Annotated in this window: 28 protein-coding genes; 21 read left to right on the forward strand and 7 right to left on the reverse strand. The window is 61.7% G+C overall.

Annotated features, from left to right (window positions below; genetic code table 11):
* Positions 1-24: 24 nt before the first annotated feature.
* The 3 genes from N7E70_RS25225 to N7E70_RS25235 form a co-directional block, all read right to left on the reverse strand.
* Complete coding sequence (locus N7E70_RS25225; protein ID WP_263007957.1) at positions 25-1,260, reverse strand: pentapeptide repeat-containing protein; 1,236 nt, start codon at positions 1,258-1,260, stop codon at positions 25-27.
* Positions 1,257-2,717, reverse strand: a complete 1,461-nt coding sequence (locus N7E70_RS25230; protein ID WP_263007958.1) for an ABC transporter substrate-binding protein — start codon at positions 2,715-2,717, stop codon at positions 1,257-1,259. The genes N7E70_RS25225 and N7E70_RS25230 overlap by 4 nt, the downstream gene beginning before the upstream one ends.
* A gap of 418 nt (positions 2,718-3,135) precedes the next feature.
* Complete coding sequence (locus tag N7E70_RS25235; RefSeq protein WP_263007959.1) at positions 3,136-3,399, reverse strand: helix-turn-helix domain-containing protein; 264 nt, start codon at positions 3,397-3,399, stop codon at positions 3,136-3,138.
* A gap of 135 nt (positions 3,400-3,534) precedes the next feature.
* On the opposite strand from N7E70_RS25235, the gene N7E70_RS25240 reads away from it, so the two are divergent.
* From N7E70_RS25240 to N7E70_RS25305, 14 genes are all read left to right on the forward strand, one after another.
* Entirely contained in the window at positions 3,535-4,218 is a 684-nt protein-coding gene (locus N7E70_RS25240) for a hypothetical protein (RefSeq protein WP_263007960.1), read from the forward strand.
* A gap of 109 nt (positions 4,219-4,327) precedes the next feature.
* Positions 4,328-5,215 carry an ectoine/hydroxyectoine ABC transporter substrate-binding protein EhuB gene (gene ehuB / locus N7E70_RS25245; protein ID WP_263007961.1) on the forward strand — a complete coding sequence of 296 codons (888 nt, stop codon included), beginning with the start codon at positions 4,328-4,330 and terminating at the stop codon, positions 5,213-5,215.
* Entirely contained in the window at positions 5,212-5,871 is a 660-nt protein-coding gene (locus tag N7E70_RS25250; protein ID WP_263007962.1) for an amino acid ABC transporter permease, read from the forward strand. Before ehuB ends, N7E70_RS25250 begins: the two co-directional genes overlap by 4 nt.
* Positions 5,861-6,520, forward strand: a complete 660-nt coding sequence (locus tag N7E70_RS25255; RefSeq protein ID WP_263007963.1) for an amino acid ABC transporter permease — start codon at positions 5,861-5,863, stop codon at positions 6,518-6,520. The genes N7E70_RS25250 and N7E70_RS25255 overlap by 11 nt, the downstream gene beginning before the upstream one ends.
* A gap of 89 nt (positions 6,521-6,609) precedes the next feature.
* Positions 6,610-7,359, forward strand: a complete 750-nt coding sequence (locus tag N7E70_RS25260; RefSeq protein ID WP_263007964.1) for an amino acid ABC transporter ATP-binding protein — start codon at positions 6,610-6,612, stop codon at positions 7,357-7,359.
* 211 nt (positions 7,360-7,570) lie between these two features.
* Positions 7,571-8,386, forward strand: coding sequence for a succinylglutamate desuccinylase/aspartoacylase family protein (locus N7E70_RS25265; RefSeq protein WP_269441427.1), 816 nt, complete (start codon positions 7,571-7,573; stop codon positions 8,384-8,386).
* 178 nt (positions 8,387-8,564) lie between these two features.
* The gene (locus tag N7E70_RS25270) at positions 8,565-8,777 is read left to right on the forward strand and encodes a transcriptional regulator domain-containing protein (RefSeq protein WP_263007966.1); all 213 of its coding nucleotides are present in this window, start codon (positions 8,565-8,567) and stop codon (positions 8,775-8,777) included.
* 112 nt (positions 8,778-8,889) lie between these two features.
* Positions 8,890-9,339 carry a DUF2285 domain-containing protein gene (locus N7E70_RS25275; RefSeq protein ID WP_263007967.1) on the forward strand — a complete coding sequence of 150 codons (450 nt, stop codon included), beginning with the start codon at positions 8,890-8,892 and terminating at the stop codon, positions 9,337-9,339.
* Between the two features lie 151 nt (positions 9,340-9,490).
* On the forward strand, positions 9,491-9,772 hold the full coding sequence (locus N7E70_RS25280; RefSeq protein WP_067965069.1) for a helix-turn-helix transcriptional regulator: 282 nt from the start codon (positions 9,491-9,493) through the stop codon (positions 9,770-9,772).
* A 113-nt stretch (positions 9,773-9,885) separates the two neighbouring features.
* Complete coding sequence (locus N7E70_RS25285; RefSeq protein ID WP_263007968.1) at positions 9,886-10,671, forward strand: replication initiator protein A; 786 nt, start codon at positions 9,886-9,888, stop codon at positions 10,669-10,671.
* Between the two features lie 211 nt (positions 10,672-10,882).
* Entirely contained in the window at positions 10,883-11,353 is a 471-nt protein-coding gene (locus tag N7E70_RS25290; RefSeq protein WP_263007969.1) for a DUF2840 domain-containing protein, read from the forward strand.
* Positions 11,350-11,895, forward strand: a complete 546-nt coding sequence (locus N7E70_RS25295; protein ID WP_154385366.1) for a S26 family signal peptidase — start codon at positions 11,350-11,352, stop codon at positions 11,893-11,895. Before N7E70_RS25290 ends, N7E70_RS25295 begins: the two co-directional genes overlap by 4 nt.
* Before the next feature lie 67 nt (positions 11,896-11,962).
* Positions 11,963-12,298, forward strand: a complete 336-nt coding sequence (locus N7E70_RS25300; protein WP_154385365.1) for a DUF736 domain-containing protein — start codon at positions 11,963-11,965, stop codon at positions 12,296-12,298.
* Positions 12,299-12,301: 3 nt separating this feature from the next.
* Positions 12,302-13,087 (forward strand): lytic transglycosylase domain-containing protein, encoded by a 786-nt coding sequence (locus tag N7E70_RS25305; RefSeq protein WP_154385364.1) that lies wholly within the window; start codon positions 12,302-12,304, stop codon positions 13,085-13,087.
* A gap of 106 nt (positions 13,088-13,193) precedes the next feature.
* Here N7E70_RS25305 and tnpC read toward each other — a convergent pair whose 3' ends face one another.
* From tnpC to tnpA, 3 genes are all read right to left on the reverse strand, one after another.
* Positions 13,194-14,720 (reverse strand): IS66 family transposase, encoded by a 1,527-nt coding sequence (gene tnpC, locus N7E70_RS25310; protein ID WP_263006165.1) that lies wholly within the window; start codon positions 14,718-14,720, stop codon positions 13,194-13,196.
* 72 nt (positions 14,721-14,792) lie between these two features.
* The gene (gene tnpB / locus N7E70_RS25315) at positions 14,793-15,146 is read right to left on the reverse strand and encodes an IS66 family insertion sequence element accessory protein TnpB (protein ID WP_214393463.1); all 354 of its coding nucleotides are present in this window, start codon (positions 15,144-15,146) and stop codon (positions 14,793-14,795) included.
* Positions 15,143-16,030, reverse strand: coding sequence for an IS66-like element accessory protein TnpA (tnpA, locus tag N7E70_RS25320; RefSeq protein WP_263006072.1), 888 nt, complete (start codon positions 16,028-16,030; stop codon positions 15,143-15,145). The genes tnpB and tnpA overlap by 4 nt, the downstream gene beginning before the upstream one ends.
* A 258-nt stretch (positions 16,031-16,288) precedes the next feature.
* On the opposite strand from tnpA, the gene N7E70_RS25325 reads away from it, so the two are divergent.
* Genes N7E70_RS25325 through N7E70_RS25335 form a run of 3 tightly spaced genes read left to right on the forward strand, consistent with a single transcriptional unit; the run spans position 16,289 to position 20,489 of the window.
* Positions 16,289-18,052 carry a relaxase/mobilization nuclease domain-containing protein gene (locus N7E70_RS25325; protein ID WP_263007970.1) on the forward strand — a complete coding sequence of 588 codons (1,764 nt, stop codon included), beginning with the start codon at positions 16,289-16,291 and terminating at the stop codon, positions 18,050-18,052.
* A 22-nt stretch (positions 18,053-18,074) separates the two neighbouring features.
* Complete coding sequence (locus N7E70_RS25330) at positions 18,075-20,057, forward strand: conjugal transfer protein TraG (protein ID WP_154385362.1); 1,983 nt, start codon at positions 18,075-18,077, stop codon at positions 20,055-20,057.
* A gap of 3 nt (positions 20,058-20,060) precedes the next feature.
* On the forward strand, positions 20,061-20,489 hold the full coding sequence (locus N7E70_RS25335; protein ID WP_067965086.1) for a ribbon-helix-helix protein, CopG family: 429 nt from the start codon (positions 20,061-20,063) through the stop codon (positions 20,487-20,489).
* Between the two features lie 185 nt (positions 20,490-20,674).
* Here the strand turns inward: N7E70_RS25335 and N7E70_RS25340 are convergent, their stop codons facing one another.
* Positions 20,675-21,145, reverse strand: coding sequence for an Lrp/AsnC family transcriptional regulator (locus N7E70_RS25340; protein ID WP_067965088.1), 471 nt, complete (start codon positions 21,143-21,145; stop codon positions 20,675-20,677).
* Positions 21,146-21,335: 190 nt separating this feature from the next.
* On the opposite strand from N7E70_RS25340, the gene N7E70_RS25345 reads away from it, so the two are divergent.
* The 4 genes from N7E70_RS25345 (at position 21,336) to N7E70_RS25360 (ending at position 25,584) form a co-directional block, all read left to right on the forward strand.
* Positions 21,336-23,669: a transketolase gene (locus N7E70_RS25345; protein ID WP_246670782.1), complete on the forward strand. Its 2,334-nt coding sequence runs from the start codon at positions 21,336-21,338 to the stop codon at positions 23,667-23,669.
* A 387-nt stretch (positions 23,670-24,056) separates the two neighbouring features.
* Positions 24,057-24,989: a P-type conjugative transfer ATPase TrbB gene (gene trbB / locus N7E70_RS25350; RefSeq protein ID WP_154385359.1), complete on the forward strand. Its 933-nt coding sequence runs from the start codon at positions 24,057-24,059 to the stop codon at positions 24,987-24,989.
* The gene (locus N7E70_RS25355) at positions 24,989-25,321 is read left to right on the forward strand and encodes a TrbC/VirB2 family protein (protein WP_067965093.1); all 333 of its coding nucleotides are present in this window, start codon (positions 24,989-24,991) and stop codon (positions 25,319-25,321) included. Before trbB ends, N7E70_RS25355 begins: the two co-directional genes overlap by 1 nt.
* Positions 25,321-25,584 (forward strand): VirB3 family type IV secretion system protein, encoded by a 264-nt coding sequence (locus N7E70_RS25360; protein WP_067965095.1) that lies wholly within the window; start codon positions 25,321-25,323, stop codon positions 25,582-25,584. The genes N7E70_RS25355 and N7E70_RS25360 overlap by 1 nt, the downstream gene beginning before the upstream one ends.
* The last annotated feature ends 8 nt before the right edge of the window (positions 25,585-25,592 follow it).

The raw sequence follows: 25,592 nt of genomic DNA on the forward strand, positions 1-25,592 counted from the left end.
GCTGATCACATGCTCGGTCCTCGCTTACAACCAGTAGGCATAGACCAGGCTTGCAAGAAGCACCGCGCTTCCGAAGGATTGAACGTCAGCCGCCCAGCCGATCCACCCCGTGGCCGCAAACCAACTTACAAAGCGCTCAAGCCAAGCGAGAATATTGAATTGGCCAATGCCGAACCGCACTGAGGCTATCGCCGTAAAAGAGCAAGCCCAGAGCGCGCGTCCAAGGCGAGTGGGAGGCGCGAGCGGCACCACCATGCTTTCAGTCGTGTAGCGCTCTCCTGTCGGCCCGGATTGCAGTGTTTTTTCCGGAATAATCCGTACGATCCCCGAGGGGCGATCGATGGCTGGGCTGAAGCCGTATCGGTAGTACAACGGCATGAACGCGGCGTTCCACAAGACGAGCACCAGGAAGCCCTGGCCAAGGGCGAGCCCATAATCCGTGAGCCACCCGATCGGAGCTCGAATGGCAGCCCAAAGCGCCTTCACGGGTTGTTTCCAATTTCTAAGGTCCACACCTACGGTGGCGCGCTCGAGTGCATGCGCGGCTTCTTTGGCTTGGCTGTCCAACCCGGCGTCACGCAGTTCCTTGACTAGGCGGCTCAAGCCACCGCGATCGACCTGCTCGAAATCAAACTTCAAGGTTTTTATGTTTCTTGCGGTCCCCATGCTGCCGACTTCCGGCAGGTCGATAGGCTGCCACACCGCTTCAGCCAGGTTCACGTCTGCGAATGCTGCCCTCTCGAGGCGGGTGTTGCGCAGGCGCGCGCGTTGCAGATCCGCCCGCCGCAAGTCGACATCGGTGAGATTGGCGTTGGTGAGGTTAACACCGGAGAGATTGGCGCCGCCGAGTTTCCCGCCGGCGAAATCAGTGCCCACGAGGGACGCGTTGGCGAGCGTTGCCAGAAAGAGGTCCGCGTTCGCAAAGGATGCCCCTTCCGCTTCGACGCAGGTGAGATCGCTCTCGTCCAGCCTGGCTTTATCAAACGTCGCGCCCTGTAGTCTCGATCCGGCAAACTTTGCACGCCGGAGGTCGAGCTCAGCAAACTTTTCCCCGCTCAGATCGATATGGCTGAGGTCGGCTTGCCGACCCTTTGGGTTGGGTTTGTCCCATGTGGCCAGCCACCGGCTGTGCTCCTTGAGGATACTGGTGAGGTTCGCCGGTTTTGCGCCAAGAGGCCCCCGCGCGCAATCGCTGGGGGCGGCCTGCACCGCTGCTGCAAGCCCCATCGCAAGGCAAAGACCAAGACCCGTGGCTTTCACGGGGCAACGGCCCAGGAGCCGAGATCGCCGACTTGGCCGTCAGGATTGAAGGCTGACGTCACCTTGGAACTCACCACGTAGGTGGCATGGTCGTCGACCATCGGGACGACGACACCGCTGTTGACTAGCAGACTTTGTAACTTGAAAAGGAACTCGCTGCTGGGTTGCATCACAGCAGTCTCGAACATCTTGTCGAATTCGGGATTGGCGTTCCACCGAAGGCCCGACGCCGTGGTGAAAAAGCTGAACGTCTGGAGAGCCCCGAAGGTCTGCGGCGCGGTCAATGTGACGAGGATATCTGCGGTCTTGTTGCCGATCGCCAGCCAGGCCCCATTATCCGGCGGTGGCGGAATGACCTCGCTCCGCAATCCGATCCGAGTCAGATCCTGTTGCACCTGGAGCGCCATGCTCATCAAAGTCTGATCCGCGAAGGTAGCAATCCGCAAGGTATCCGACGGCGGGTTGGCGGCCACAATTCGCGCAGCCTCATCAGGGTCGAAAGCCACAAGCGGCTCGTTGCTCCAGCCGGTCCAACCCTCAGGAATGAGCCCGGTCGCGACCTGTGCTCCCTCATCCTGGTAAGCCGCAAGGCCAACGGCGCGCCGATTTACGGCGAGTTGTATCGCCCGGCGCAGCTCGAAGTTGGCGAGCGGGCCGTCCTGGTTGAGGACAAGGATGCTGGTGCGAGAGGTTGCGGCGCGGGTCACCTGCTGCCCCTCCGCGACAACAACCTTCAGGACATCGAGATCGGGGCGGTAGACGTCGATCTGTCCGGCTAGAAACATCTCCTTTGCCGCTTTATCGTCCCTTATGACCCGAAAGATTGCACTTTCGACCTCGACCCCGTCCCCTTTCCAGTCTCGGTCCTTGATCAGCTTCGCGTAGTCCCCGGGGACAACATCACAAAGATCGTAGCGGCCAGAGGTGGGGCCTGGGTCAAACGTGAACCGGCCGGAAGAAAGCCCACTCACATAGCTTTTGTTGACGACGCAGCCTGCAACCCCGGGCAACGTTGTCGTGAGCAGGTCGGGACGTTCGGATTCCAAAACGATCGCAGCCGATCTTTGACCGGAAATGTCGACCGACTTCAGGCCAGCCCAGCTCTGCCGGTTGTTGGCGTCTCTCAGGCCACCATTGAGACCGGCAATGCGCGCGAAGGAGAACGCCACGTCTTCAGCGGAAACCGAGGATGCGTTGCGCCAGCCTTCATCTCTCAAGGTAAACGTATAGCGCTTGGGGTCGGAGTCGGAGATGCTGTCTACGAGATGCCGCTCCCACCGCCACTGATCGCTGCCCTGACGCTTGGCGAAACGCACCAAAGGTGCAAGCAGGTTTCGGGTGATAATCCCGTCCTCGCCGCGGGCATCTGCCGGATCGAATGATCGGAATTCCCGTCGCACACGTAATCGTAAAGTCGGGTTTGAACAGTCTGCTCGTGCCGCATGAATGGCCGGCATGCAAAGCGCACCAACCAAGAAGCCTCTTCGAGTCAAGCTCCCGCGTGTCATCGTCTCCCCTCGCTATTGCCCAAGTATTCTTAGCAGATAAACCGGAGTACGTGACGTTGCCATGCGAAAAAGCTGCACAAGACAACCGCATGGAATCCGGCTGGGCATTGCCACAGCGACGTTCGACGTGCTGGCGAAACGAATCCCGCTCTGGGCCTATCTTCGTGGCGAGCAGCCACGACCCTTCTGAAGGCGACGCCCTGGCCAACGACCGGCAGCTTATGGGAAATCGCCAGCGCGGCCCGAATGTCCGTGATGCGGGCGCATTGCTGACTGACCACTTTGAGCGCGCTGGTGGCCAGAGAGTGCTGACTATGCGCCAACTCTTCCAACCCGAAGCGGGGTTAAAGGAGTCACCGCTTCAGCGCTAAGTTCTAAAACGAACACCCACGCCGCCGCCGTTTTTAGAAACGAACTCAACGCCGGCGGCTTCCAATGCCTGTCGAATGGCCCTCACGTTCGCCGTAGTGAGGGATGTGGTGCCATCTTCAACTTCCGCTCGACTCACAGTTGCAACGCCAATACCAGCAGTCTTCGCAAGCTCTTTTGCGCTCCAATTCACCAGCGCCCGGGCCGCACGGATTTGGGCTCCCGTGATTTCGTTGGCATCATCTGATTTCGAATTGATCAATCTAAACTCGTGTGCTACCTAGCTGTTACTTGAGACTGCAGTTCACTCTCGCGGTATCAAAGGAACTGCGGCTGTATCCGGTGCAGGAACACCGAATACAGCCTGACCAAACCTAAGCTGGTTGGAGCTCGGATCATGGCTGATTCCGACAATACCACAGCTTTGCCTTTCGTCATCCAAGGGGGACGAAGGAAGAGCTGTGCTGTGGATGACGATGGGGCAGTTAGCGATATTGTACATGCTGTGCGCTTACGGGCGCCCATCGACCCCTGTGTTGTCCTGCTGCAGGAATGGGAACAAGCACACCACATGGCCGTGGTTTTGTGCCGGCTGCAGCAGCGTCTGGAGATAAGGATCAGGAATGCCCTGAGGTCTTCTGAACCCAGTGGTGGACCTGAGAACGACCGGCAGATCGCACCGCAGCCAGCGGATCACCAGACACGTTGGGACGAGCTCGACCAGGAGGTCGGATACTCACGAGCCCGTGCCGCCGAGGCACAGGCCGTTGAGGCTGAAGAAGAGATCCTCGACGCTGTTGCAGCCACTTCCGCCCAGTCACTTGCCGGGGTGATCGCCAAACTGAAGATCATTGCCGGCGGTGGCGAGAACATGGGCGACACATCGGCATTCCCCTGGCCGCAAATTCAGTCGGTCCTGGCGGATCTCCAGGCATTGGGCGACCGCGGCGCGGACGCGCTGCCGGCGGAGAGCCGGCGCCAGCCCGCTGAGGATCGCGGCCTGGACGGCGAGACGAACCACCTTCGCGCATCCATGTCAGACGGCACCATAGCCAGCGAAAGCCATCCACGGCGAAGCTGAACGCATAGCAGGATCGCAGGGCGAGCAGGCGATGCCACGCGGCCACGCATCAGGCGTGTCTGGATCGGCGGTTGGGCAGGCACCTTTTACAACAATGGGAGAGAGAGAAATGACCTTCAGAAGTTCTGAACGCCTGCGGCTTGCACTCATGTGGTGCGCATTGCTTGTGCTGATCTTCGTCATGCCTGGCGGCACGGCTTGGGCCGAGACGACGAAGGAGCGTGTCCTGCGCGAAGGCAAGATCGTCATCGGCATTCACAACCGGACGCCTTGGGGCTTTCGTGATGAAGCCACCGGCGAGGCAAAGGGATGGCATCCTGATCTGCTCAAGGCCGCGTTTGCCGAACTTGGCGTCAAGGAGATCGACATCAGGGTCACCGAATTTGGCGCCCTGATCCCGGGGCTGCTGGCCGGCCGCTTCGATGCGGTTGCGTCGGGTCTTTCCATCACGCCGGAGCGCTGCCGGCAGGTCGCCTTCGGTGCTCCCGATCTCAAGGTCCATGACGCAGCCATCGTGCTCACTGGTAATCCAAAACAGATCCATGGTTTTGAGGATATTGTCAGCCAAGAGATCATCATGGGTGCCGGGCGCGGCAGTGTATCGGTCAGGAATGCGACGGCAGCTGGCGTGCCGGAGAGCAACATGCTGCTGTTTCCCGACATTGAGTCCAACATCTCGGCCCTGCGCTCCGGCCGCATCGATGTGACGGTGCTGTCCTCTCCCACCGCGATCGGGCTGTTTTCGAGCGGGAAGCTTCAGGGACTGGAGAGTGCCACACCCTTCGTGACGACAGACGAACAGGCCACATATGCCGCTGTCGCCTTTCGCACCGAGGACCAGGATCTGAGGGCGTTGTGGGATGAACGGCTTGTCGCCCTGACGAAGGATGGTACGGTCACCAAGGTCATGGCCAGATATGGCTTCGGTGAGACCGAGATCGTGCCCGATACCGTCACCGTCGAGAAGCTCTGTGGCACGGCTGGTGCTGGCAAATGAGCATCCTCGAGATATGGCTTGGCATCCTTCAGGGATTTCGCATCACCGCCTTGGTGACGCTCTACGGCCTTGTCTTTGCCATCCCCTTCGGCCTCGTCTTTGGCGTCGCCCAATATATGACCACGGGCCCGGCACGGTTTGTGGTGACGTCGATCATCGAGTTCTGGCGCAGCTCTGCCGTCATCATCCTGCTGTTCGTGTTCTATTACGCCCTGCCCCTGGCCGGACTGGCACTGTCGGCAATGACCGTCAGCGCCATGGTGCTGGGTCTCAACATTGGCGGTTATGCCAGCCAGGCCGTCAGAGCTGGCCTGCAGGCCCTGGACCGTGGCCAGAAGGAAGCTGGCCACGCATTGGGACTGTCGCGTGCCACCATCCTGTTGCGCATCGAACTGCCCCAGGCGCTGGTGGCGATGAGCCCGACCTTCATCAACCAGCTCATCCAGCTGGTGAAGGCGACATCGCTTGTCTCACTGGTCACGCTCACAGACATGACCTTCCGCGCCAAGGAGATCTCGCAGATCGAGTACGACCCGGTACCGATCTACACCTCACTGCTGCTTGCCTACTTCATCGTCTGCTATCCGGTCGCCCTGTTCGGGCGCTGGGTGGAGCGGCGCATCAATCCGGCAAGGGAAGCGCGTCGTGCAGTTTGATGTCGCCTTTGCGCTTTCGACCGCGCCAACCATTCTTGGCGCCATCGGCATGACGTTGCTGGTGGCAGCAGTCAGCTGCGTTGGCGCCTCCGCAATCGGCTTCGGCTTTGAGCTCGTCCGCCGCTCTGGCGGCTGGGGCGGTCTCTTCGTCAGCTTCGTGATCGACTTCATCCGGGCGACGCCGGTGCTGGTCTGGCTCTATTGCCTGTATTTCATTCTGCCCTTCTACGGCGTTCGCCTTGGCGCGCTTGCCACAGGCATGATCGGGCTCAGCCTCTATTACAGCGGCTATCTCGCCGAGGTGTTCAAGGCTGGCATCGATGCCATCCCCAATGGCCAGGCAGAGGCCGCAAGGGCACTGGGTCTCGGCAGGATGGATATGACCATCTTTGTCATCGCCCCACAGATGCTGCGCAACATCGCAGCACCCATGGGCAACTATTTTGTCTCGATCCTGAAGGCGACACCCTATCTGGCCGTGCTTGCAGTGCCGGAGATGCTCGGACGTGCCTTCGACGTCGCATCCGACACCTACCGCTACGCCGAGCCGCTGACAGTAGCCGGCCTGATCTTCCTCGGTCTCGCACTCCTCCTCTCGCAAGCCATCAAACGGCTTGAGATCAGGCTGCTTGGGCCGACAGCCAGGTAGCCGAGCGACCGGTAGCCCGACGGCCGATGACGTCCTCACAAAACCAGACACCTAGCTCGCTGCTTTCAAGCGAACTGTAGAGAGACCCCATGACCCATTCAGACGACAAACCTGCCGTCCAGATATCCTCGCTCAACAAGTGGTACAGCGCCTTCCATGTGTTGAAGGAGGTCAACCTCACTATCCCAAGCGGTTCCCGCTTTGTGATCTGCGGACCCTCCGGTTCGGGAAAGTCCACCCTGATCCGCTGCCTCAATGGGCTTGAAGCATATCAGCAGGGAACCGTGACGCTTGAAACAACCCGGCTGGGCGATAATGCCAGGGAGACAGCCCTGGCCCGCCGGCAGACCGGAATGGTGTTCCAGAGCTTCAACCTGTTTCCGCATCTGACTGTGTTGTCGAACTGCACGCTTGCGCTGCGCCGGGTTCTCTCCATGCCACGCAACGAAGCCGAGAGCCTGGCGCGGCATTTCCTGGAAAAGGTCCGCATTCCCGAACAGGCCGACAAATACCCTGCACAGCTCTCAGGTGGACAGCAGCAGCGGGTGGCGATTGCGCGTGCGCTTTGCATGAACCCGCGGCTGATGCTGTTCGACGAGCCGACCTCCGCGCTCGATCCCGAAATGGTCAAGGAGGTGCTCGACGTCATGACCGGGCTGGCTCACGAAGGCATGACGATGATCTGCGTCACCCATGAGATGGGCTTTGCCCGTGAAGTTGCCGACCAGGTGGTGTTCATGGATCAGGGCAGCATTGTCGAACAGGCCTCGCCGGTGGCGTTCTTTTCGACACCCAGCCATCCCCGCGCCCGCAGCTTCCTCAACACGCTGTTGCACTGACATGGAGATACTGCCGGCGGGCGAGACGCGCATATGGACAACTCTTGACTTCAACAGGGATGGCAAGCAGCACGACTGGCTGCGACTGCCGTTCTCGACCGACCAGTCCGCCTATGGCGTCATTCCCATCCCGATCACCTGCATCAGGAACGGTGGCGGGCCGACCGCACTTTTGATCGCCGGCAATCATGGCGATGAGTATGAGGGCCAGGTGGCACTGGGCAAGCTGGCTCGTCAGGTCGAACCCCGCGACGTGCGCGGCCGTATCCTCATCCTGCCTGCGCTGAACTATCCCGCCGCCGTTGCGGGGCGACGCCTCTCCCCGCTCGACGAAGGCAATCTCAACCGCCTGTTCCCGGGCGAGGCGAACGGCACCCCAACCCAGATGATCGCCCACTATGTCAGCTCGGTTCTGCTTTCGATGGCCGACATCGTCATTGACCTGCATTCAGGCGGCAGATCCCTGTCGTATCTTTCCTGCTGCCTGATACGCGTTGGCAAAACGGGAGCCGACACCGCAAGGCTCATGGAACTCATGCAGGTCTTCGGCGCTCCCATCGGATCCATTAGCGACGGCAGCGGTGGCGGAGGGGCAACCACTCTTTCTGCAGTTGCCCAGGCTCTTGGCGTTCCAACCCTCACAACCGAGTTGGGAGGAGGCGGCACCTTCTCAAGTGCTGGCGAGGCCATCGCCAGCCAGGGCATATACCGCGTCCTCAAGCACATCGGCGTCTTGCCCAATGCCGAAACCAAACCGGCGTCGCCTGTCCGGCTGATGCGGGTCGCCGGGAGGGGCGCGTTCACCTATGCCCCCATTCATGGCATCTTCGAACCTGCTGTCGAACTCGGCGACTCTGTCGAAGCCGGCCAATCCGGAGGCTTCCTTTTTCCAGTCGAAGGTCTCCCCAGACAGCCTGAAGAAATCCGTTTCGCGCAGTCCGGCCTCGTCGCCTGCCGCCGCGCACCGGCCCTCGCCGCTCCCGGTGACTGCCTGTTCAAGCTTGTGACCGACGTCGGGGCTAATTGACTGGCCAGCACATTACAAAGCCTCAAGAAAAAACTTGGTGGTCGGGCGCCGACCTCATTCGACAGCCTGAGGTAGGCGCACATCCCATCAATCACTTCCGGTCAATCCCGGTTTTCCGGGATTCTCTCTGCTTTTCCACTGCATTACGGGGATGGTCCGCAATTTTGCAGGAGGATGCATGAAGCCGGATTCGTCTGAGTGGCGTAGCTCGCAGGCCTACGATTTCATAAGCAACGTCACTCCGGATGCCCTCGCCTGGGAATTCCTGCGCCGCAATCCAGCCTATCAGCGCGAATTCGCAGACATGCAGCAAATAAACTCCACGCCGAATTCCATGTCCCCGAACGAACTGCGGTCGCAGTGGGGGCTTCGATTTTCCAGCCAATCCTGATCGCCCGGCAACCAAGCAGCCGGTTTACTGGACACCCGATGTTGATCCGGGTGTTATCCTGCTCGTCAACACGCCGCCGCTGCTGGCAGACGACGCGGACGTCGTCGCCACTTTGCCGCCAGCTGTTTCAAAACGTGACGAGCTCGGTGAACACCTGCGTACCCTCTCGACAGCAAACAGCTACCAGATCGCGCTGCTTTACGGCACTGACTGTACCCATCCCCTGGCTGCGATAGTACCCCTCGACGCCAAGGCCTCCGAACGACTTTCATCCCTGGATAGGTTCATCAGATCGTCCAAGGGAAGCAGAGTGCCTGATAAACGCCTGACGTCATCGCAACGCACTCGCCTCGGCCATATGCTTCGCGCTCTCGACGGCCGAATCGAAGGGGCTTCCCATTTCGATATAGCCCACGCCCTGTTCGGTCCCCGCTTCATCATCGCTGAGGAATGGCAAGATTCGCCATTTCGTTACACAACGCTGCGCCTCATACGCGATGGCTACAGAATGATTGAAGGCGGCTACCGCAAGCTACTGCGGTTCCGACGGCGCGACGCCTGAAGCCGGTGCCAAAGTCCGGCGACAATATGCCTGTCCGTGCGAAATAGGCTCCATCCATTCCGCACCTGAACAACGCTGGAGCCCTTCTCCATCATCGCCCATGTCCGCCGCTTGATCCCAGCGGCTTTCACAATGTGATGGAGATATCCCGATGAACGGTCGAAACGCCGGGCTGCCACCGCGCTTTCTGCGCACCAAGGAAGCGGCCACGTTTCTGAGCCTGTCGGCCAGGACACTCGAAAAGCACCGCACCTACGGAACGGGCCCAGGCTATCGCAAACTCGGCGGCCGGGTCGTCTACTCAATCGACGATCTCCAGGCCTGGGCAAATCGCGGAGCCATGACCTCGACCTCCGACCCGCGAGGTACCGTCCTGCCCGCCAAACGCCATTCTCTCATCCCCGCGGCACATGCCGGCCGATTGGCCCGCTGATCGCTCGGCTCTTCCCCTTGACGGCGCGTACTTGTCCACCTTCGGAGCGCGGACAGCTTGATCTGTTCCATGCGCTCCCAGGCGACTTCGCTCCCCGCGATGCACAGGATCTCATGGCCTATCCATTCTTTTCCCTCGCAAAGTCCAAACGGACAGCACCCATCGACTTCAAGGCCGGCAGCATCACCATCAGGGTCGAAGCCGTGCCGGATCATGGCATGGCAACGATCTGGGACGCAGACATCCTGATCTGGGCCGCCAGCCAGATCGTCAATGCCCGTGACGCCGGACTTCGGACATCACGACTGATGGCTGCGACGCCCTACGAGATCCTGACCTTTACCGGGCGCGGCGTCAGCTCACGTGACTATCAGCGCCTGAAAGCAGCGCTTGATCGTCTCCAGTCTACCACGATCGCGACCTCCATCCGTCAGCCAGCCGAGGGCCGGCGCCATCGCTTCTCCTGGCTGAATGAATGGCAAGAGCGGACCGACCGGGATGGACGCCCAGTCGGCGTCGAACTGATCTTGCCGGATTGGTTCTATCGCGCCGTCCTTGACGACGCGCTCGTGCTCACCATCGACCGGGCTTATTTCGATCTGACAGGAGGCCTCGAGCGTTGGCTATACCGCATCGTGCGCAAGCATGGCGGACACCAGCGCTTCGGCTGGAGATTCGACTTCGCCCATCTGCACCACAAGTCCGGCAGCCTCTCACCGCTCAAGCACTTCGCATACGACCTGCGCGACATTGCCCGACGACAACCGCTGCCTGGCTACCGCCTCGGCATCGAACTCCAGGTCGACGGACCGGATGTCCTCACCTTCGTCGCCACCAATCCTGCCGCCTCACCGCGCCCGGCTCGGAAATCATCAGCGCGCTTCGGGGATAAGCTGTGAATACGCTCGTGCTATTGGGGACTGCCCCTATCGTGCCATCGGGGACCCGATCCTCGTGCTATCAGGGACTGGAACTGACGATTCCTCGCCGTCTTTCAGTGCCTTGCGGTCGGCGTAACGTCACTAACCCAGATTCTTTCAGAATCTTTCTAACGCTCCCCTGCTGTCGCAAGGATGAGGACGACCACTCCACGCTGGTGGAGGGCGCGTCATGAACGTCGCGCTCCTCACCCATGTCGAGCTGACCTTTGTCGAGAAGAAGATCGAGTACTGGATCCGCTTCGGTCAGGCAGCACACGAACAACGTATAGATCGCCGCCGTCGCCTCCTCTTTTTCCAGCCCGGCACGATCTTCGCCTTCGTCCGTTGGGCTTCCAATGACTTCGGCACAGTGATCTCAAGGATCGATATTGTTCGGGCGGTCGCACGCGGCGAAGCCTATCAGACGCTGCCATTCGTGCGTCCAGGCGGCGACATCCTGCTCAAGGTCGATAGCTGGCCCAAGGTCGAGCGCGTGCTTCAGGCGATAGATGCAATTGAACGTCTGGGCATCGATCCCGAAGCCGTATCGCCCGATCACTGGCGACACATTCATAACCGAATGACAGCGGGCCTAGAGCCGCGGTCGTACACGCTCGAGCAGCATCGGGGCTTCCTTCAACGCTTGAGGGTGAAGCCATGAGCCGTTTCGGTATCCTCCTCACGACCGCACTCGCGACGGCAAGCGTCGGCTATCCGGCGCTCGCGCCGATGCCGATCAGGCTGATCTGGAACGTCTCGGCCAGCGCACCGATCGGCCTCTACGCCCTCGATTTCAATAGCTCCCTCGAAGTCACGGATCTAGTCGCCGTCGATGCGCCGGAGCCTCTCGCGACCTTCCTCGCCGCGCGTGGCTATCTGCCGAAAGGCCTGCCGCTACTCAAGCGTGTTCGCGCGGTCTCCGGGCAAACCGTCTGCCGCACAAACGTCCTCATCACCGTCGACGGCATCGAGGCTGGAACCGCGCTTGAGCACGATCGTGCGGGCCGTCCACTGCCGGCCTGGCGCGGATGCCTGAGCATCTCCAGCGGCGAAATCTTCCTCATGAACTGGGAGGTCCGCGACAGCCTGGACGGCCGCTACTTCGGCCCGACTTCCCTCGACCGCATCTTCGGCCGCGCCATCCCTCTTTGGACCGACGAGGAAGGTGACGGCCGCTTCGAATGGCGCGCGTCAACGCGGTGAGCGCGCCAGCGGCGGCTTACGTTTCGCCGCCACTCCCACCACCGCCAAACCAGCAAGGAAGTTATCCATGCCACAGATCGGACAGTTCATGCGCGAAGGAGGCAGCTTCTCAGGCCGCATCCACACATTCACGCTCGACCTCGAACTCACCATCGTTCCGAGCGAGCCAGGCGACGGTGACAACACACCCGACTATCGCGTGCTGCGCGGCACCGATGACGGACCGGAGATCGGCGCAGGCTGGACACGCGCCAGCGAGAAGGCAGGGGAGTATGTCTCGTTGCAGTTCGACGACCCGACCTTCCACGAACCGATCCGCGCACGCCTTTTCCGGAATAGTGACGACGCAACCGCATGGTCGTTGCACTGGAGCCGTCCACGCGACCGCAGCGAGACGGCTTGAGTCATGCCCTGCCGCAACGTTTCTATCGCTTCTCGGCTGCGCCCAACGCGCAGCCGATCGGTCGCCGGACAGCGACATCCGGTTCGCCGGTTCGCGCTTCGTCTTCTTTCCGGCCTCCTTTTGTCAGCCTGCTCGGTCGGCCCGTGCATCGCCCAAGCCAACGCGGTACCCACTGATCCTTACGCCGCCCACATCGCCGAAGCTTCTCGACGCTTCGCAGTTCCGGCTGCTTGGATACACGCCGTCTTAGGCAAGGAAAGCGCAGGCGACGAGCGCGCCGTGTCCAGCGCCGGCGCGCTTGGCCTGATGCAGATCATGCCTGGTACCTGGGACGAGCTACGCGCCCGATGGCTTCTCGGACAGGACCCGTTCGATCCGCGCGACAACATCCTGGCGGGCACCGCCTATCTGCGTGAGATGCACGATCGCTTCGGCTCTCCTGGTTTCCTCGCCGCATATAATGCGGGGCCGGCACGCTACGAAGCCTATCTCAACGGACACCCTTTACCGGCCGAAACCCTGGCCTATGTCGAAACACTTTCCCCTCTGATCGACGGCGGTTCATTCACCGAGTGGGCGTCGACGCCGGTGGCATCTGGCGGTGCGGCAACGCTGCCGTGGCCCAGCTCGCCGCTTTTCGTTCGAGCCGCCGCCGGCACTGAGCCGACGCCGTTCGAGCGCGAGAATAGTGCAGCCGCGGAGCGCTCCGTTATGCCCGATGCCATTGCCATCAAGCCGCGCTCGAACTGCCTCTTCGCCGCGCGCACCGGTATGGGAGACCCGTTTTGACTGTCGTCGCAGAATGGCGGTGTGTGGCGGGCATCCGGCAGCGCTGGGCAATGTACGGCGTTGGTGCTGGAGAAACGACGTATGCGTCCGGGGGCTGCACGTGATGTCAGCTATTGACGGGATTTTGCGCTTTCCACGCCCATGGCAGGAGTTCGTCGAGGCCGCTGGCGGGATGCCCGTCAAGCATGCGCTGCAGTACGTCGGCGAGATAGGCGTAGGGCTCAACGTCATTGAGCTTGGCAGTTTCGATGAGAGAACGGACGATCGCCCAGCGGTCACCGCCACCATCACTGCCGGCGAACAAGTGGTTCTTGCGGCCGAGCGCAACGGGACGGATGGCCCGCTCGACCGGGTTGGTGTCGAGCTCGACACGACCATCGGTGAGGAAGCGGGTCAGTCCGGTCCAACGCGACAGCGCATAGCGGACCGCTTCTGCAAGCGTGCTGCGTCCGGAGATGTGCTGGAGCTGCGCTTCCAGCCAGGCATGGAAGGCGGCAACAACGGGTTTCGATCGCTGCAGCCGCGCCGCAAGCCTAAGGGCCGGCGCCTGTCCGCGCACATCCGCCTCGACGGCATAGATTTCACCGATCCGGCGCAAGGCTTCAGTCGCTACGGGCGATCCGGTCGCTTCGACCACGTCATAGAACTTGCGCCTCGTATGCGCCCAGCAGGCGGCAAGAACGATATCGCCACGGGCAGCGAGCTGTTCGAAGCCGGCATAACCATCGACATGCAGCACGCCTTTGAAGTGCTGAAGATGCGATACCGGGCGCTCGGCCTTTCGGTCCGGCGCAAACAGGTAGACTGCTGCCGGCGGCTCGGGTCCGGCCCAGGGTCGCTGCTCACGGGCATAGACCCACAACCGCCCCGTCTTGGTGCGCCCACGGCCCGGATCGAGCACCGGCACCGGTGTGTCGTCGGCGAACAGATGGTTGGAGGCGAACACGTTCTTCACCAGCCGCTCGTGCAGAGCTTCCAGCCACCAGCATGCGCCGCCGACCCATCCAGCCAGCGTCGAGCGCGCCAGATCGACACCATGCCGGGCGAAGATCTGCGATTGCCGGTAGAGCGGCGTGTGATCGCAGTATTTGGAGACCAGAACCTGCGCCAGAAGTGCCGGCGTTGCCAATCCGCCGGCGATCAACCGCTCCGGCGCAGCCACTTGCGCTACCGTCTCGCAGGCACGGCAGGCGTATTTCGGGCGCGTGATGCGGACCACGCGAAGCTGGGCCGGGATCCAGTCGAGCATCTCGCTGACGCTCTCGCCGATCGCATGAAGTGCGCCGCCACAGCACACACAATACGCTTCTTCGATGTCGAGCCGTACGTCCTCACGCGGCAGATGATCGGGCAGCGCCTTGCGGTGGGATGGCCGCTCCAACGGTGGATGGATGCTCGGTGTGCTCTCCCGGATGCGGGCGATGTCGGCATCGAGGTCTTCCAGTGCGAGCGCCAGTTGGTCGGGATCGAGGCGCTCGGAACGCCGGCCGAACTGCGCCCGCTGGAGCTTCTTGATGATCGATTGGAGGCGCTCGATCTCGCCATCACGGCTCTCGACGGCAGCTGCCATATCGCGCAGCAGACGCTGCAAAAGTGCTGGATCGGACGGCAGATTGTCGAGGTCGATCAACATGATCGAATCTACCATGAACCGCTCAAAAACCCAAGGATTCCAGCGGTTTCCGTGTCGATCGGCGGACCGTTTTCAGCCGGCCAGCGCCGGTCTCCAGACACGCTCCGGGGCGCGCCAATCGATGCCCTCGATCAGCATGGCAAGCTGTGCCGGCGTCAATGTGATCGAGCCGTCATAACCTGCCATACGTGGCCACACGAAGCTGCCCTGGTCGAGCCGCTTGGTGAACAGACACAGCCCGTTGCCGTCCCAGAACAGGATCTTGAGCAGCGACGCCTTCTTTCCCCTGAAGGCAAACAGATGACCCGAGAACGGGTCCTGCTTCAGCGTTGCCTGGACCAGCATGGCGAGCCCGTCGAGGCCTTTCCTCATGTCGGTGTGACCCAGCGCCAGATGCACCTTCACCCCCGCCGGAACGATCATCATGATGCAGTCCCTCCGCTGTCGACGAACGCTCGTACTGCAACAGGATCACTGCCTGCAGGTGCAAAGACACGCCGCCCATCCGGCAGTTCGATTGCCATCATCCCGTCAGGGGGCTGCACAAGGTTCTGCAGCGCGAGTGCCGCTGCCGCGTCCGTTGCCAGCGTCACAGATGCCAGTTTCGCTTGCTTCTTCTGCGTCACGCCGAATTCCGCGCGCCAGCGAAACAGGATGCCGGTCGCGATCCCATGCCGGCGCGCGACAGCCGAGACCGTTGCACCTGCAGCTTCACTCTCTTGCACGATGGTGAGCTTCTGTGCGTCCGTGAAGAACCGGCGGCCGCGCGCGGCGGGAGTGTCATCTGGACGCCCTGTCAAGCTGTTTTCGGACGTCGCGCCGTTAGTGATATCACTAACGGTCGGGCGGGCGGAGGGATGAAGATGTGCCCGCCAGTCGATATCCAGTTCGCCATCCTCCAAGCGGTCACGCCAACGGCGCAGCGCGTAGGGCGAAAGCTGCAGTGCCGCGGCGTATTCGCGAACGCCCATGCCGCTCCAGTTCATCGCCTCGACATGCATTGCCCAGAACGCCCGGAGCGCACGATTGCGCACATCCGTGCTCACGCCAAAACGTTGGCGTTGACGCCGGCGCGGCCCTTTCTGGCGTTGTTGCGGACACCCTTCTCGGCGCAATTGTGCCTGCGATTCCGCATGTTTGCGCGCTGCTTCCTTGCCCATCAGGTGGTCAAGCCAGCGCTCGAACGTACGCCGGTTGAGATGGTGATGGCGGCAATAGGTCGTGCGCGCCAACCCGCTCTGACGCCACGCTTCGACATGAATCACCCAGAAGGACTTACGCGCCGTGTTCTCGAAATGTCTCAAATTCACCGGAGACCCTCCATGCTACGAAGGAACTCCACATGCAGCGATTTTGCACTACGCCAACGAGGTGTCGGGACCGGACGCTTACGAAACGACAGAGGACGGCGAGATAAAAGCGCATGCCCGAAATGCGTTAAGCCATTGGCATGGCTTGCGTTTTCCGGTGCATGCCGGGCGGTCGCGGGCATGCTGCCCGAATTGTTCCAATGTTTTCAATGCTTCGAGATGCACGACCAGCCTCCGCTCACAACCGCGGGCATAGTCATGAGCGAGGGTGACCGCGACTTCCGCATCCAGCCAGGGAGCATTCGTTCGACGAAGGCGCCGAGGACCAAGAGCTTCGTCAATCAGGTCCTCACCGCGGCCAAGCGCGCCGGCCACATCTCCGGCGGCGCCCCCTTAAGCAAGGCGGGAAACCGGCTCGGCCGCTCGACCTTCGGACGCGGGCGCAATGTCTTCGGACGCTCCCGCATCTTCTCCTCGCGTCGCCGCGTCGTCATCAAGGCGCGTATCGCCCGCCATCAGGGGCGGGCATTCCGTTCAGCACCGTTCTCCGCCCATGTCTCGTATCTCAAGCGCGAGGGCGTCAGCCGAGATGGAGAGAAGGGCATGATGTTCGACGCCAACACCGATCGTGCCGACGATCTCGCCTTCGCCAATCGCTGCAAGGACGACCGGCATCATTTCCGCTTCATCGTCTCGCCGGAGGACGCAGCCGAAATGACCGACCTCAAGGCCTTCACCCGAGATCTGGCGCGCCAGATGGAAGCCGATCTTGGTACCCGCCTCGACTGGATCGCCGTCGACCACTGGAACACCGACAACCCGCATGTGCATCTGCTCGTGCGCGGCGTCGACGAGGTCGGCGCCGACCTCGTCGTCTCTCGCGACTATATTAGCCGCGGTCTGCGCTCCCGCGCCGACGATCTCGTCGATATCGAGCTCGGCCCGAAGCCGGAGCACGAAATCCACAGCGCACTTGAAAAGGAAATCACCGCCGAGCGTTGGACGCGGATCGACCGAGAGATCCAGCGCGCAGCCGATGAGACCGGCTACGTCGATCTCAGGCCAGACCGATCCGCAACAGTTGATCCGGAGCTCCGGCGCCTCATGGTCGGCCGGCTCCAGCATATCGAGAAGTTAGGGCTCGCCATTCAGGGCAATTCTGGAGAATGGGTCGTTGGTCTCGAAGCCGAACGCACTCTGCGCGATCTCGGCATGCGCGGCGATATCATCAAGACGATGCACCGCGCCTTCACCGAGCGCGGCCAGGATCGCGGCGTTGGCGATTATGCGGTCGACGGCGGAACCTCCGGCTTGCCGATCATTGGGCGACTTGTCGATCGCGGCCTTCACGACGAGCTGACCGGCGAGGCCTACGCCGTCATCGATGGGGTCGACGGTCGTGCTCACCATGTCCGCCTCCGGGGCGTCGAAGCCTTCGATCTGGCTCCCGCAAATGGCGGCATTGTTGAAGTCCGTCACTTCAGTGGCACGCACGACCAACGCCCGACATTGGTGCTTGCGTTGCGGTCCGATCTCGACCTTCAAGCGCAGGTCACAGCACCCGGTGCTACCTGGATCGATCATCGCCTAGTCGAGCGCGATGCCATGCCGCTGTCGGAGGCCGGTTTTGGCCGCGAGGTACGCGAGGCCATGCAGGCGCGGGCCGAACTTCTCGCCGATCAAGGACGCGCCCGGCGCGACGGCCAGCGTATCATCATGCAAAGAGATCTCCTCGCCACGCTCCGCCGCCGCGAGCTCGATGCCGTCGGCGAGAAGCTTTCGGCCGAGACCGGTCTGCCGCATGTGAAAACGATAGCCGGCCAGCACGTCGAGGGCGTCGTGCGCCAGCGGCTTGCTCTCTCGTCCGGCCGCTTCGCGATGATTGATAGCGGTCTCGGCTTCCAGCTCGTGCCGTGGTCGCGCGACCTCGATCGCAAGCTCGGTCAGCATGTCGCCGGCATGACCAAGGTCAGCGGCGGCATAGAACTCACTGTCGGCCGCAAGCGCGACCTCGGCCTCTGACAACCACGGAAAGAGATCACGCATGTCAGCGACCAAAATCCTCTGGGGGCCAATCGCAGTGGTCCTTCTGATCGTGATCGCCACGACCTGGGCTGCGACCCAATATGTTGCCTGGCAGCTTGGGTATCAGGCGCAGCTCGGCACGCCCTGGTTCAAGCTCGGTGGTGTCGCGATCTACTATCCGCCCGCGTTATTCTGGTGGTGGTACTTCTTCGAAGCCTACGCACCCGAGATCTTCAACAGGGCCGCCTTCATTGCGGCCTCAGGCGGCTTCATCGCGATCGCCGTCGCCATCGGCATGTCGGTCTGGCGCGCTCGCGAGGCCAAGAACGTCCAGACCTACGGCTCTGCCAGATGGGCCCAAAGGACGGAGGTGGAGGCCGCAGGGCTTCTCGGCTCGGACGGCGTCGTGCTTGGCCGGCTCGATCACGATTATCTGCGCCATGACGGGCCCGAGCATGTGCTGTGCTTTGCGCCGACACGTTCCGGCAAGGGCGTCGGCCTTGTGGTGCCTACGCTCCTGACCTGGCCGGGCTCTGCAATCGTTCACGACATCAAGGGCGAGAACTGGCAACTCACAGCCGGCTTCCGTAACAGGCATGGTCGCGTACTGCTCTTCGATCCAACCAATCCGAAATCAGCCGCCTACAATCCCCTGCTTGAGGTTCGTCGCGGCGATTGGGAGGTGCGCGACGTGCAGAACGTTGCCGATATTCTGGTCGACCCGGAAGGTTCGCTCGACAAACGCAATCACTGGGAAAAGACCAGCCACTCCCTTCTGGTCGGTGCGATCCTGCATGTCCTCTATGCCGAGGAAGATAAAACCCTTGCCGGCGTCGCCGCCTTTCTCTCCGATCCACGCCGCCCGATCGAAGCAACGCTAGCAGCGATGATGACGACGAAGCATCTCGGCGAGGCCGGCCCGCATCCGGTTGTCGCGTCGACGGCGCGCGAGCTCCTCAACAAATCCGACAACGAACGATCCGGCGTGCTCTCTACTGCCATGTCCTTCCTCGGCCTCTATCGCGATCCGGTCATCGCGGAAGTGACTGGCCGTTGCGACTGGCGCATCGCGGATTTCACAGCCGAGGCAAAGCCGACGACGCTCTACATGGTCGTCCCGCCATCGGACATATCCCGAACAAAGCCACTGATCCGCCTCGTCCTCAACCAGATCGGCCGACGGCTCACCGAGGACCTGCACACCACGAAACGCAAGCATCGCATCCTCATGATGCTCGACGAGTTCCCAGCTCTCGGTCGCCTCGATTTCTTTGAGTCCGCGCTTGCCTTCATGGCCGGCTACGGCATCAAGAGCTTTCTCATCGCTCAGTCGCTGAATCAGATCGAAAAGGCCTACGGCGCCAACAACTCGATCCTCGACAATTGCCATGTGCGGGTGAGTTTCGCGACCAATGACGAGCGGACCGCCAAACGCGTCTCCGATGCTCTCGGCACAGCCACAGAAATGAAGGCGATGAAGAACTATGCCGGCCACAGGCTCTCGCCATGGCTCGGGCACCTGATGGTCTCGCGTTCAGAAACGGCACGGCCCCTTCTCACCCCCGGTGAAGTCATGCAACTACCACCGGCCGAAGAAATCGTCATGATCGCAGGTACGCCGCCGATACGGGCAACAAAGGCGCGCTACTATGAGGATGTGCGCTTCCGCGAACGCGTCATGGAGCCGCCGGATCCATCCGAATTGGACAGGACCAGCCGACGCGACAACTGGTCGACAGTCCTACCGCAGGATCCCCATCCCGTATCAGCAACCGCTGAAGTGCCAGACAGCGCCAATGCGGGGCTGCGCCGCGAACCGGAGCTCCCCGAACACGTGGCCATCGCAAAAGAAACCACGGATCATACGCCTGCTCAGGAGTTCGCGCATATCCTCGACGACGAGCCGGAGGACGCCGTTCGGCGTCGTCAGGCGCTGCGCCGTCAGATGAGCGGCATCGCACGCCAGGTCGCACTCGACCCAGGCGACGGTATGGAGCTCTAGGGCATGCGTGATCGGCTCAATCTCACCCTGCCGGTGGAGCTCATCGGGCGCATCAACGAGCTTTCCGATCGCAAGAAATTGCCCAGGTCGGCCATCGTGGAGGCGGCTGTCAGTTCGTTCCTGTCGCCTGACCATGCCGATGCACGCGAAGCAGCCTTCGCACGCCGGCTCGACCGACTGTCCAGGCAGATCCAGCGAATGGAGCGTGATCTTGGTGTGACCGCGGAAACCCTCGCCCTTTTCGTGCGCTTCTGGCTTTCGATTACCCCACCACTGCCGCCTGAGGCGCAAGCTGCGGCTCAGGCCAAGGGACGAGAGCGTTTCGAAGGCTTCGTCGAAACACTCGGCAAGCGACTGCAGAAGGGCCAGAGTTTTCTGCGAGAGATTCCAGATGATGTTGATCAGCATCACACGACCGAAGGCGGCCTTTAGGAGCGACCACGATGGTTGAGGCTCACTCGGATTTCGCGGAGAGAATCCAGCGAGTATCGGTCGCGTCTCGGCAATGTCCGTGCCAGGCACCAATGTACCCGAGGCCGCCCGCACCGTGCTCGACTTGATAGAAGGCAGGAAGCGCAATGCTGGAGCGGGCGTTCGCTTGGATGGTCTTGTGGCGGTTATTCGATCGGCAGCGGCTGCGCGTGCTTCACCTGCCCCAACGCGAAGCTCGATTCAATCGAGGCAACGCCTTCGAGCCGGGTGAGCGTTCGCTTGAGGAAAGCTTCGTAAGCCTCGAGGTCCTTCACGACGATCCGAAGCAGGTAGTCGCGCTGACCTGTCATCAGGTAGCATTCGACGATCTCCGGCCAGCGCTGGACGGCCCTGGCGAACCGGTCAAGTTCTTCCTCCCGCTGCCGCTCCAGCTTAATCGAGGCGAAGACGCTGATCGGCAGGCCGACCTTCACCTGGTCGACAACGGCCACGTAACTTTTGATCACGCCCATCTCTTCCAGATTCCGAACCCGGCGGGCGCAGGGCGACGGGGAGAGCCCGACTTCCCGGCTAATCTCGTCGCTCGTCGCATGCGCGTTAGATTGCAGGATTGTCAGGATTTTGCGGTCGATCGCATCGATGATTGGTTTTGCCATAGTTCGTCATATATCGGGACACTTTTCGCAAAACCAGCCAATACTTCCGCTCTCTGCAGTCAAAATTGACTGAAATCGCTGCGATCATCCAGTTATGGTCGTCACAAATTCGAGGGAGGATTTCGTGGAAAAAGATCGACTGGAGTTGCTGGCAGCACTGGAGAAAAAAGTACTGTGGCTCGCCACCTGGATGATCCACAATGCCAACCATATCCGTCCCAGCGACGATGGGCTTAAAGTTGGCGGCCACCAGTCGTCGTCGGCGTCCCTGGCGACGATCATGACGGCGCTTTATTTCGAAATCCTCCGGCCCGAGGACCGGGTGGCGGTCAAGCCGCATGCGAGTCCGGTGTTCCACGCAATCCAGTATCTGTTTGGCAACCAGACCTTGGAAAAGCTGCAGAATTTTCGCGGCTACAAGGGCGCACAATCCTATCCATCCCGCACCAAGGATGTGGACGACGTCGACTTCTCGACCGGTTCGGTCGGCCTCGGCGTTGCGCAGACGCTGTTTGCCTCGCTGGTCCAAGACTATCTGCACACCAAAGGGATGGCCAAGCAGCTGCCCGACGGAAAGATGATCGCGCTAATCGGCGACGCCGAGATGGACGAAGGCAACATCTTCGAGGCGCTTCTGGAAGGGTGGAAGCATGGCCTGCGTAACACCTGGTGGATCGTCGACTACAACAGGCAAAGCCTCGACGCGGTCGTGCGCGAGGGCCTGTGGGAACGGTTCGAATCCCTGTTTCAAAACTTCGGTTGGGATGTCGTTCTGCTCAAATACGGACAGTTGCAGGAGCAGGCTTTTGCCGAACCAGGGGGCGAAGCCCTTCGGCAATGGATCGACCGCTGCCCGAACCAGCTCTATTCGGCCTTGACGTTCCAAGGCGGCGCTGCCTGGAGGAAGCGCCTGCTCGACGATATGGGTGACCAAGGCGCGGTTTCACGGCTGATCGAGAGCCGCAGTGACGAGGAACTGTCGCAACTGATGACCAATCTCGGCGGCCACGACCTGCCGACGCTGATAGAAGCATTCGAAAAGGCCCGTACGCATGACCGCCCGGTCTGCTTCATCGCCTATACGATCAAGGGGTTCGGTCTTCCGCTCGCCGGCCACAAGGACAATCACGCCGGCCTCATGAACCCAGCGCAAGTCGACAGCCTGCGCGCCGCGCATGGTGTGCGGCCTGGCCACGAATGGGAGCCATTCGAAGGCCTTGTCCAACCGGCGGTGCAGGTAGCCAATTTTGTTCGCAAGGCGCCTTTCATAGCCAAGGGCAAGAGGCGCTATGCGTCGGCGCAAATCGACGTGCCCGAGGTATTGCAGGCGCCCGCCCAGCCTCAAATTTCGACCCAGCAGGGTTTTGGCCTGCTGATGCACGAGATCGGCAAACAGGACAGCGAGTTCGCACGGCGCATCGTCACAACCTCACCCGACGTCACTGTGTCTACAAATCTCGGCGCCTGGGTTAACCGCCGCGGCCTGTTCGCGCGAAACGAAATGGCCGACCTGTTTCGTAAGGAACGCATCCCGTCGACCTTCAACTGGGAATTCTCGCCCAAGGGCCAGCACATCGAGCTCGGCATCGCCGAGATGAATCTGTTCATCATGTTGTCGGCGCTGGGTCTTTCGCATTCGATCTTCGGCGAGCGCCTGTTGCCGGTTGGAACCCTCTACGACCCGTTCATCGAACGCGGTCTCGATGCGCTGAATTATGCCTGCTACCAGGACGCCCGCTTCATTGTCGCCGCGACGCCATCCGGCGTCACGCTGGCGCCGGAAGGTGGCGCTCACCAGTCGATAGCGACCCCACTGATCGGCATGGCGCAAGACGGGTTGGCGGCCTTCGAGCCCGCTTTTGTCGACGAACTGGCGACCATACTGCGCTTCTCCTTCGACTACATCCAACGCTCCGGCGAGGCCGTGCCGGACGAGGCAACCTGGCTCAGGGATGCCGTCGGCGGTTCGGTCTACCTCAGGCTTTCAACCCGATCCATCGACCAGGTGAACCGCCAGATCGGCCCCAGACTTTCGGAAGAGATCGTCAACGGCGGCTACTGGATGCGCAAGCCCGGCCCCAATGCCGAGGTGGTGGTCGTCTATATGGGCGCCGTCGCTCCCGAAGCGATCGAGGCGGTCGGGCTGATGGGGGAAGACAGGCGAGATGTCGGCCTGCTCGCCATTACCTCGGCCGACCGGCTCAACGCCGGATGGACTGCGGCCCAGCGGGCACGCGAACGCGGCCTGATACACGCCAGAAGCCATATCGAGCGCCTGCTCGAGGAGATACCGCCCCACTGCAGGCTGATCACAGTGGTCGATGGTCACCCCGCCACGCTGGCGTGGATCGGGTCTGTCCATGGCCACCGCATTCGGCCGCTCGGCGTCGAGCATTTCGGCCAGACGGGCACCATTGCCGATCTATACCGGCACTATGGCATCGACGCGCAGGGCATTGTACGCGCAGCGGAGGCGGTTTCCGGAGCCAAGCCGATACGGCATCTCGGCGTCGTTGCGATGTAAGTTCTACGCATCTAAGGCGGCCCGGCAGCACATGGTAATACGCCGCGAGCAGGCGACGGACGAGCGTTCCCTCATAGGCCGCTACCCATGTGCCATCCGCCAAAACAGCAATGTCGTTTCTGTTTCCGACAGATGCTTCCGCAAGTCATGAGATCGCATCATGCTGGTATCGATCACCAGATGCCTGGTCATAAGACGTAGCTCCCCGCCATTCGCCTGTATTTTCACGCTACTCTACTACGCCCCCTGAAACCTGTTGAACCTGCCTGATTTCTGGCTCTCTTAATCATCCCCGATCAGGGTCGCGCGGCGCGCCACCGGAACGAGAACGGGGACTACGTGGCGACTTCTCAACGACACTCAGAAGCATCCTCGCGCGGTGCGCGCATGCTGCGCACCGCACTGGGACCCGCGATCGCCGGGTTTCTGGAAGATCCGTCCATCGTCGAGGTGATGCTGAACCCCGATGGGCGGCTCTGGATCGATCGCCTCTCCGGCGGGCTTGAAGATACAGGTTGCACGCTCCTGGCCGCAGACGGCGAACGCATCATTCGCCTCGTCGCCCACCATGTCGGCGCCGAAGTACATTCCGGCAATCCGCGTGTTTCGGCGGAGTTGCCCGAAACGGGAGAGAGGTTCGAAGGGCTTCTGCCGCCTGTCGTCGCAGCACCCGCCTTCGCGATCCGAAAGCCGGCTGTCGCCGTCTTCACCCTCGACGACTATGTTGCAGCCGGCGTCATGACCGCGCAGCAGGCGACTGCGCTGCGTCAGGCAGTTGCGGCGCGCGCCAACATTCTGGTTGCTGGTGGCACGTCGACTGGCAAGACCACGCTCACCAATGCCCTTCTTGCGGAAGTCGCCAAGACCTCAGATCGCGTCGTCCTGATCGAGGACACGCGCGAACTGCAATGCGCCGCGCCCAATCTCGTGGCCCTTCGTACCAAAGAAGGCGTGATCTCCCTATCCGATCTCGTTCGATCGTCGCTTCGCCTGCGACCCGACCGCATTCCAATCGGCGAAGTGCGCGGCTCCGAAGCGCTAGATCTCCTCAAAGCCTGGGGCACCGGCCATCCCGGCGGCATCGGCACCCTCCATGCCGGCACTGGAATCGGCGCCCTGCGGCGCCTCGAGCAGCTCATTCAGGAAGCCGTCGTCACCGTCCCGCGCGCACTGATCGCGGAAACCATCGACCTCGTCGCGGTCCTTTCCGGGCGCGGTTCCGCCCGACGACTTGCTGAACTTGCTCGCGTCGAGGGGCTCGACCCCGGCGGCGACTATCGCATCGCCCCCATCAACTCCAACAACGAAGGAACCTCCTGATGACCCCACCCTTTTCCCAAGCCGGACGCCGTATCGCGGCATTTTGCTCGGTCACCGCCCTCGCACTCGCGGTCGCCCCTGTCGCACACGCCGCGGGCTCGTCCATGCCCTGGGAACAGCCACTGCAGCAGATCCTGCAGTCAATCGAGGGCCCGGTCGCCAAGATCATCGCCGTGATCATCATCATCGTGACCGGTCTGACGCTCGCTTTCGGCGACACCTCGGGCGGCTTCCGACGTCTGATCCAGATCGTCTTCGGCCTCTCGATCGCCTTCGCCGCATCGAGCTTCTTCCTCAGCTTCTTTAGCTTCGGCGGCGGAGCGCTTGTCTGATGGAGGAACCAGTCCCAGGCTTCAGCGCACCTGTTCATCGGGCGCTCACGGAACACATCCTGCTCGGCGGCGCCCCACGCTCGATCGCCATCCTGAACGCCACATTGGCTGCGGCCCTCGGGCTCGGCCTGCGGCTCTGGATCATTGGGATCGCGCTGGGGTTGATCGGGCACCTTGCTGCCGCCTGGGCCGCCAAGCGAGATCCGATGTTCGCCGAGGTTGTGCGCAGGCATCTGCGCATCCCCGGCCACCTCAGGGCGTGAGGTAATCG

It is taken from the genome of Aminobacter sp. NyZ550 (assembly GCF_025628925.2).
Lineage (GTDB): Bacteria > Pseudomonadota > Alphaproteobacteria > Rhizobiales > Rhizobiaceae > Aminobacter > Aminobacter ciceronei.

Coding starts and splice junctions, on each gene's coding strand:
- N7E70_RS25355 (WP_067965093.1), top strand. CDS start 24,989: ATGACCCCACCCTTTTCCCAAGCCGGACGCCGTATCGCGGCATTTTGC.
- N7E70_RS25285 (WP_263007968.1), top strand. CDS start 9,886: ATGGCCTATCCATTCTTTTCCCTCGCAAAGTCCAAACGGACAGCACCC.
- N7E70_RS25300 (WP_154385365.1), top strand. CDS start 11,963: ATGCCACAGATCGGACAGTTCATGCGCGAAGGAGGCAGCTTCTCAGGC.
- N7E70_RS25325 (WP_263007970.1), top strand. CDS start 16,289: ATGAGCGAGGGTGACCGCGACTTCCGCATCCAGCCAGGGAGCATTCGT.
- N7E70_RS25250 (WP_263007962.1), top strand. CDS start 5,212: ATGAGCATCCTCGAGATATGGCTTGGCATCCTTCAGGGATTTCGCATC.
- tnpC (WP_263006165.1), bottom strand. CDS start 14,720: ATGTTGATCGACCTCGACAATCTGCCGTCCGATCCAGCACTTTTGCAG.
- N7E70_RS25360 (WP_067965095.1), top strand. CDS start 25,321: ATGGAGGAACCAGTCCCAGGCTTCAGCGCACCTGTTCATCGGGCGCTC.
- trbB (WP_154385359.1), top strand. CDS start 24,057: ATGCTGCGCACCGCACTGGGACCCGCGATCGCCGGGTTTCTGGAAGAT.
- N7E70_RS25260 (WP_263007964.1), top strand. CDS start 6,610: ATGACCCATTCAGACGACAAACCTGCCGTCCAGATATCCTCGCTCAAC.
- N7E70_RS25345 (WP_246670782.1), top strand. CDS start 21,336: ATGATCCACAATGCCAACCATATCCGTCCCAGCGACGATGGGCTTAAA.
- N7E70_RS25230 (WP_263007958.1), bottom strand. CDS start 2,717: ATGCCGGCCATTCATGCGGCACGAGCAGACTGTTCAAACCCGACTTTA.
- N7E70_RS25295 (WP_154385366.1), top strand. CDS start 11,350: ATGAGCCGTTTCGGTATCCTCCTCACGACCGCACTCGCGACGGCAAGC.
- N7E70_RS25330 (WP_154385362.1), top strand. CDS start 18,075: ATGTCAGCGACCAAAATCCTCTGGGGGCCAATCGCAGTGGTCCTTCTG.
- N7E70_RS25280 (WP_067965069.1), top strand. CDS start 9,491: ATGAACGGTCGAAACGCCGGGCTGCCACCGCGCTTTCTGCGCACCAAG.
- N7E70_RS25240 (WP_263007960.1), top strand. CDS start 3,535: ATGGCTGATTCCGACAATACCACAGCTTTGCCTTTCGTCATCCAAGGG.
- N7E70_RS25290 (WP_263007969.1), top strand. CDS start 10,883: ATGAACGTCGCGCTCCTCACCCATGTCGAGCTGACCTTTGTCGAGAAG.
- tnpB (WP_214393463.1), bottom strand. CDS start 15,146: ATGATGATCGTTCCGGCGGGGGTGAAGGTGCATCTGGCGCTGGGTCAC.
- N7E70_RS25335 (WP_067965086.1), top strand. CDS start 20,061: ATGCGTGATCGGCTCAATCTCACCCTGCCGGTGGAGCTCATCGGGCGC.
- N7E70_RS25305 (WP_154385364.1), top strand. CDS start 12,302: ATGCCCTGCCGCAACGTTTCTATCGCTTCTCGGCTGCGCCCAACGCGC.
- N7E70_RS25270 (WP_263007966.1), top strand. CDS start 8,565: ATGAAGCCGGATTCGTCTGAGTGGCGTAGCTCGCAGGCCTACGATTTC.
- N7E70_RS25340 (WP_067965088.1), bottom strand. CDS start 21,145: ATGGCAAAACCAATCATCGATGCGATCGACCGCAAAATCCTGACAATC.
- ehuB (WP_263007961.1), top strand. CDS start 4,328: ATGACCTTCAGAAGTTCTGAACGCCTGCGGCTTGCACTCATGTGGTGC.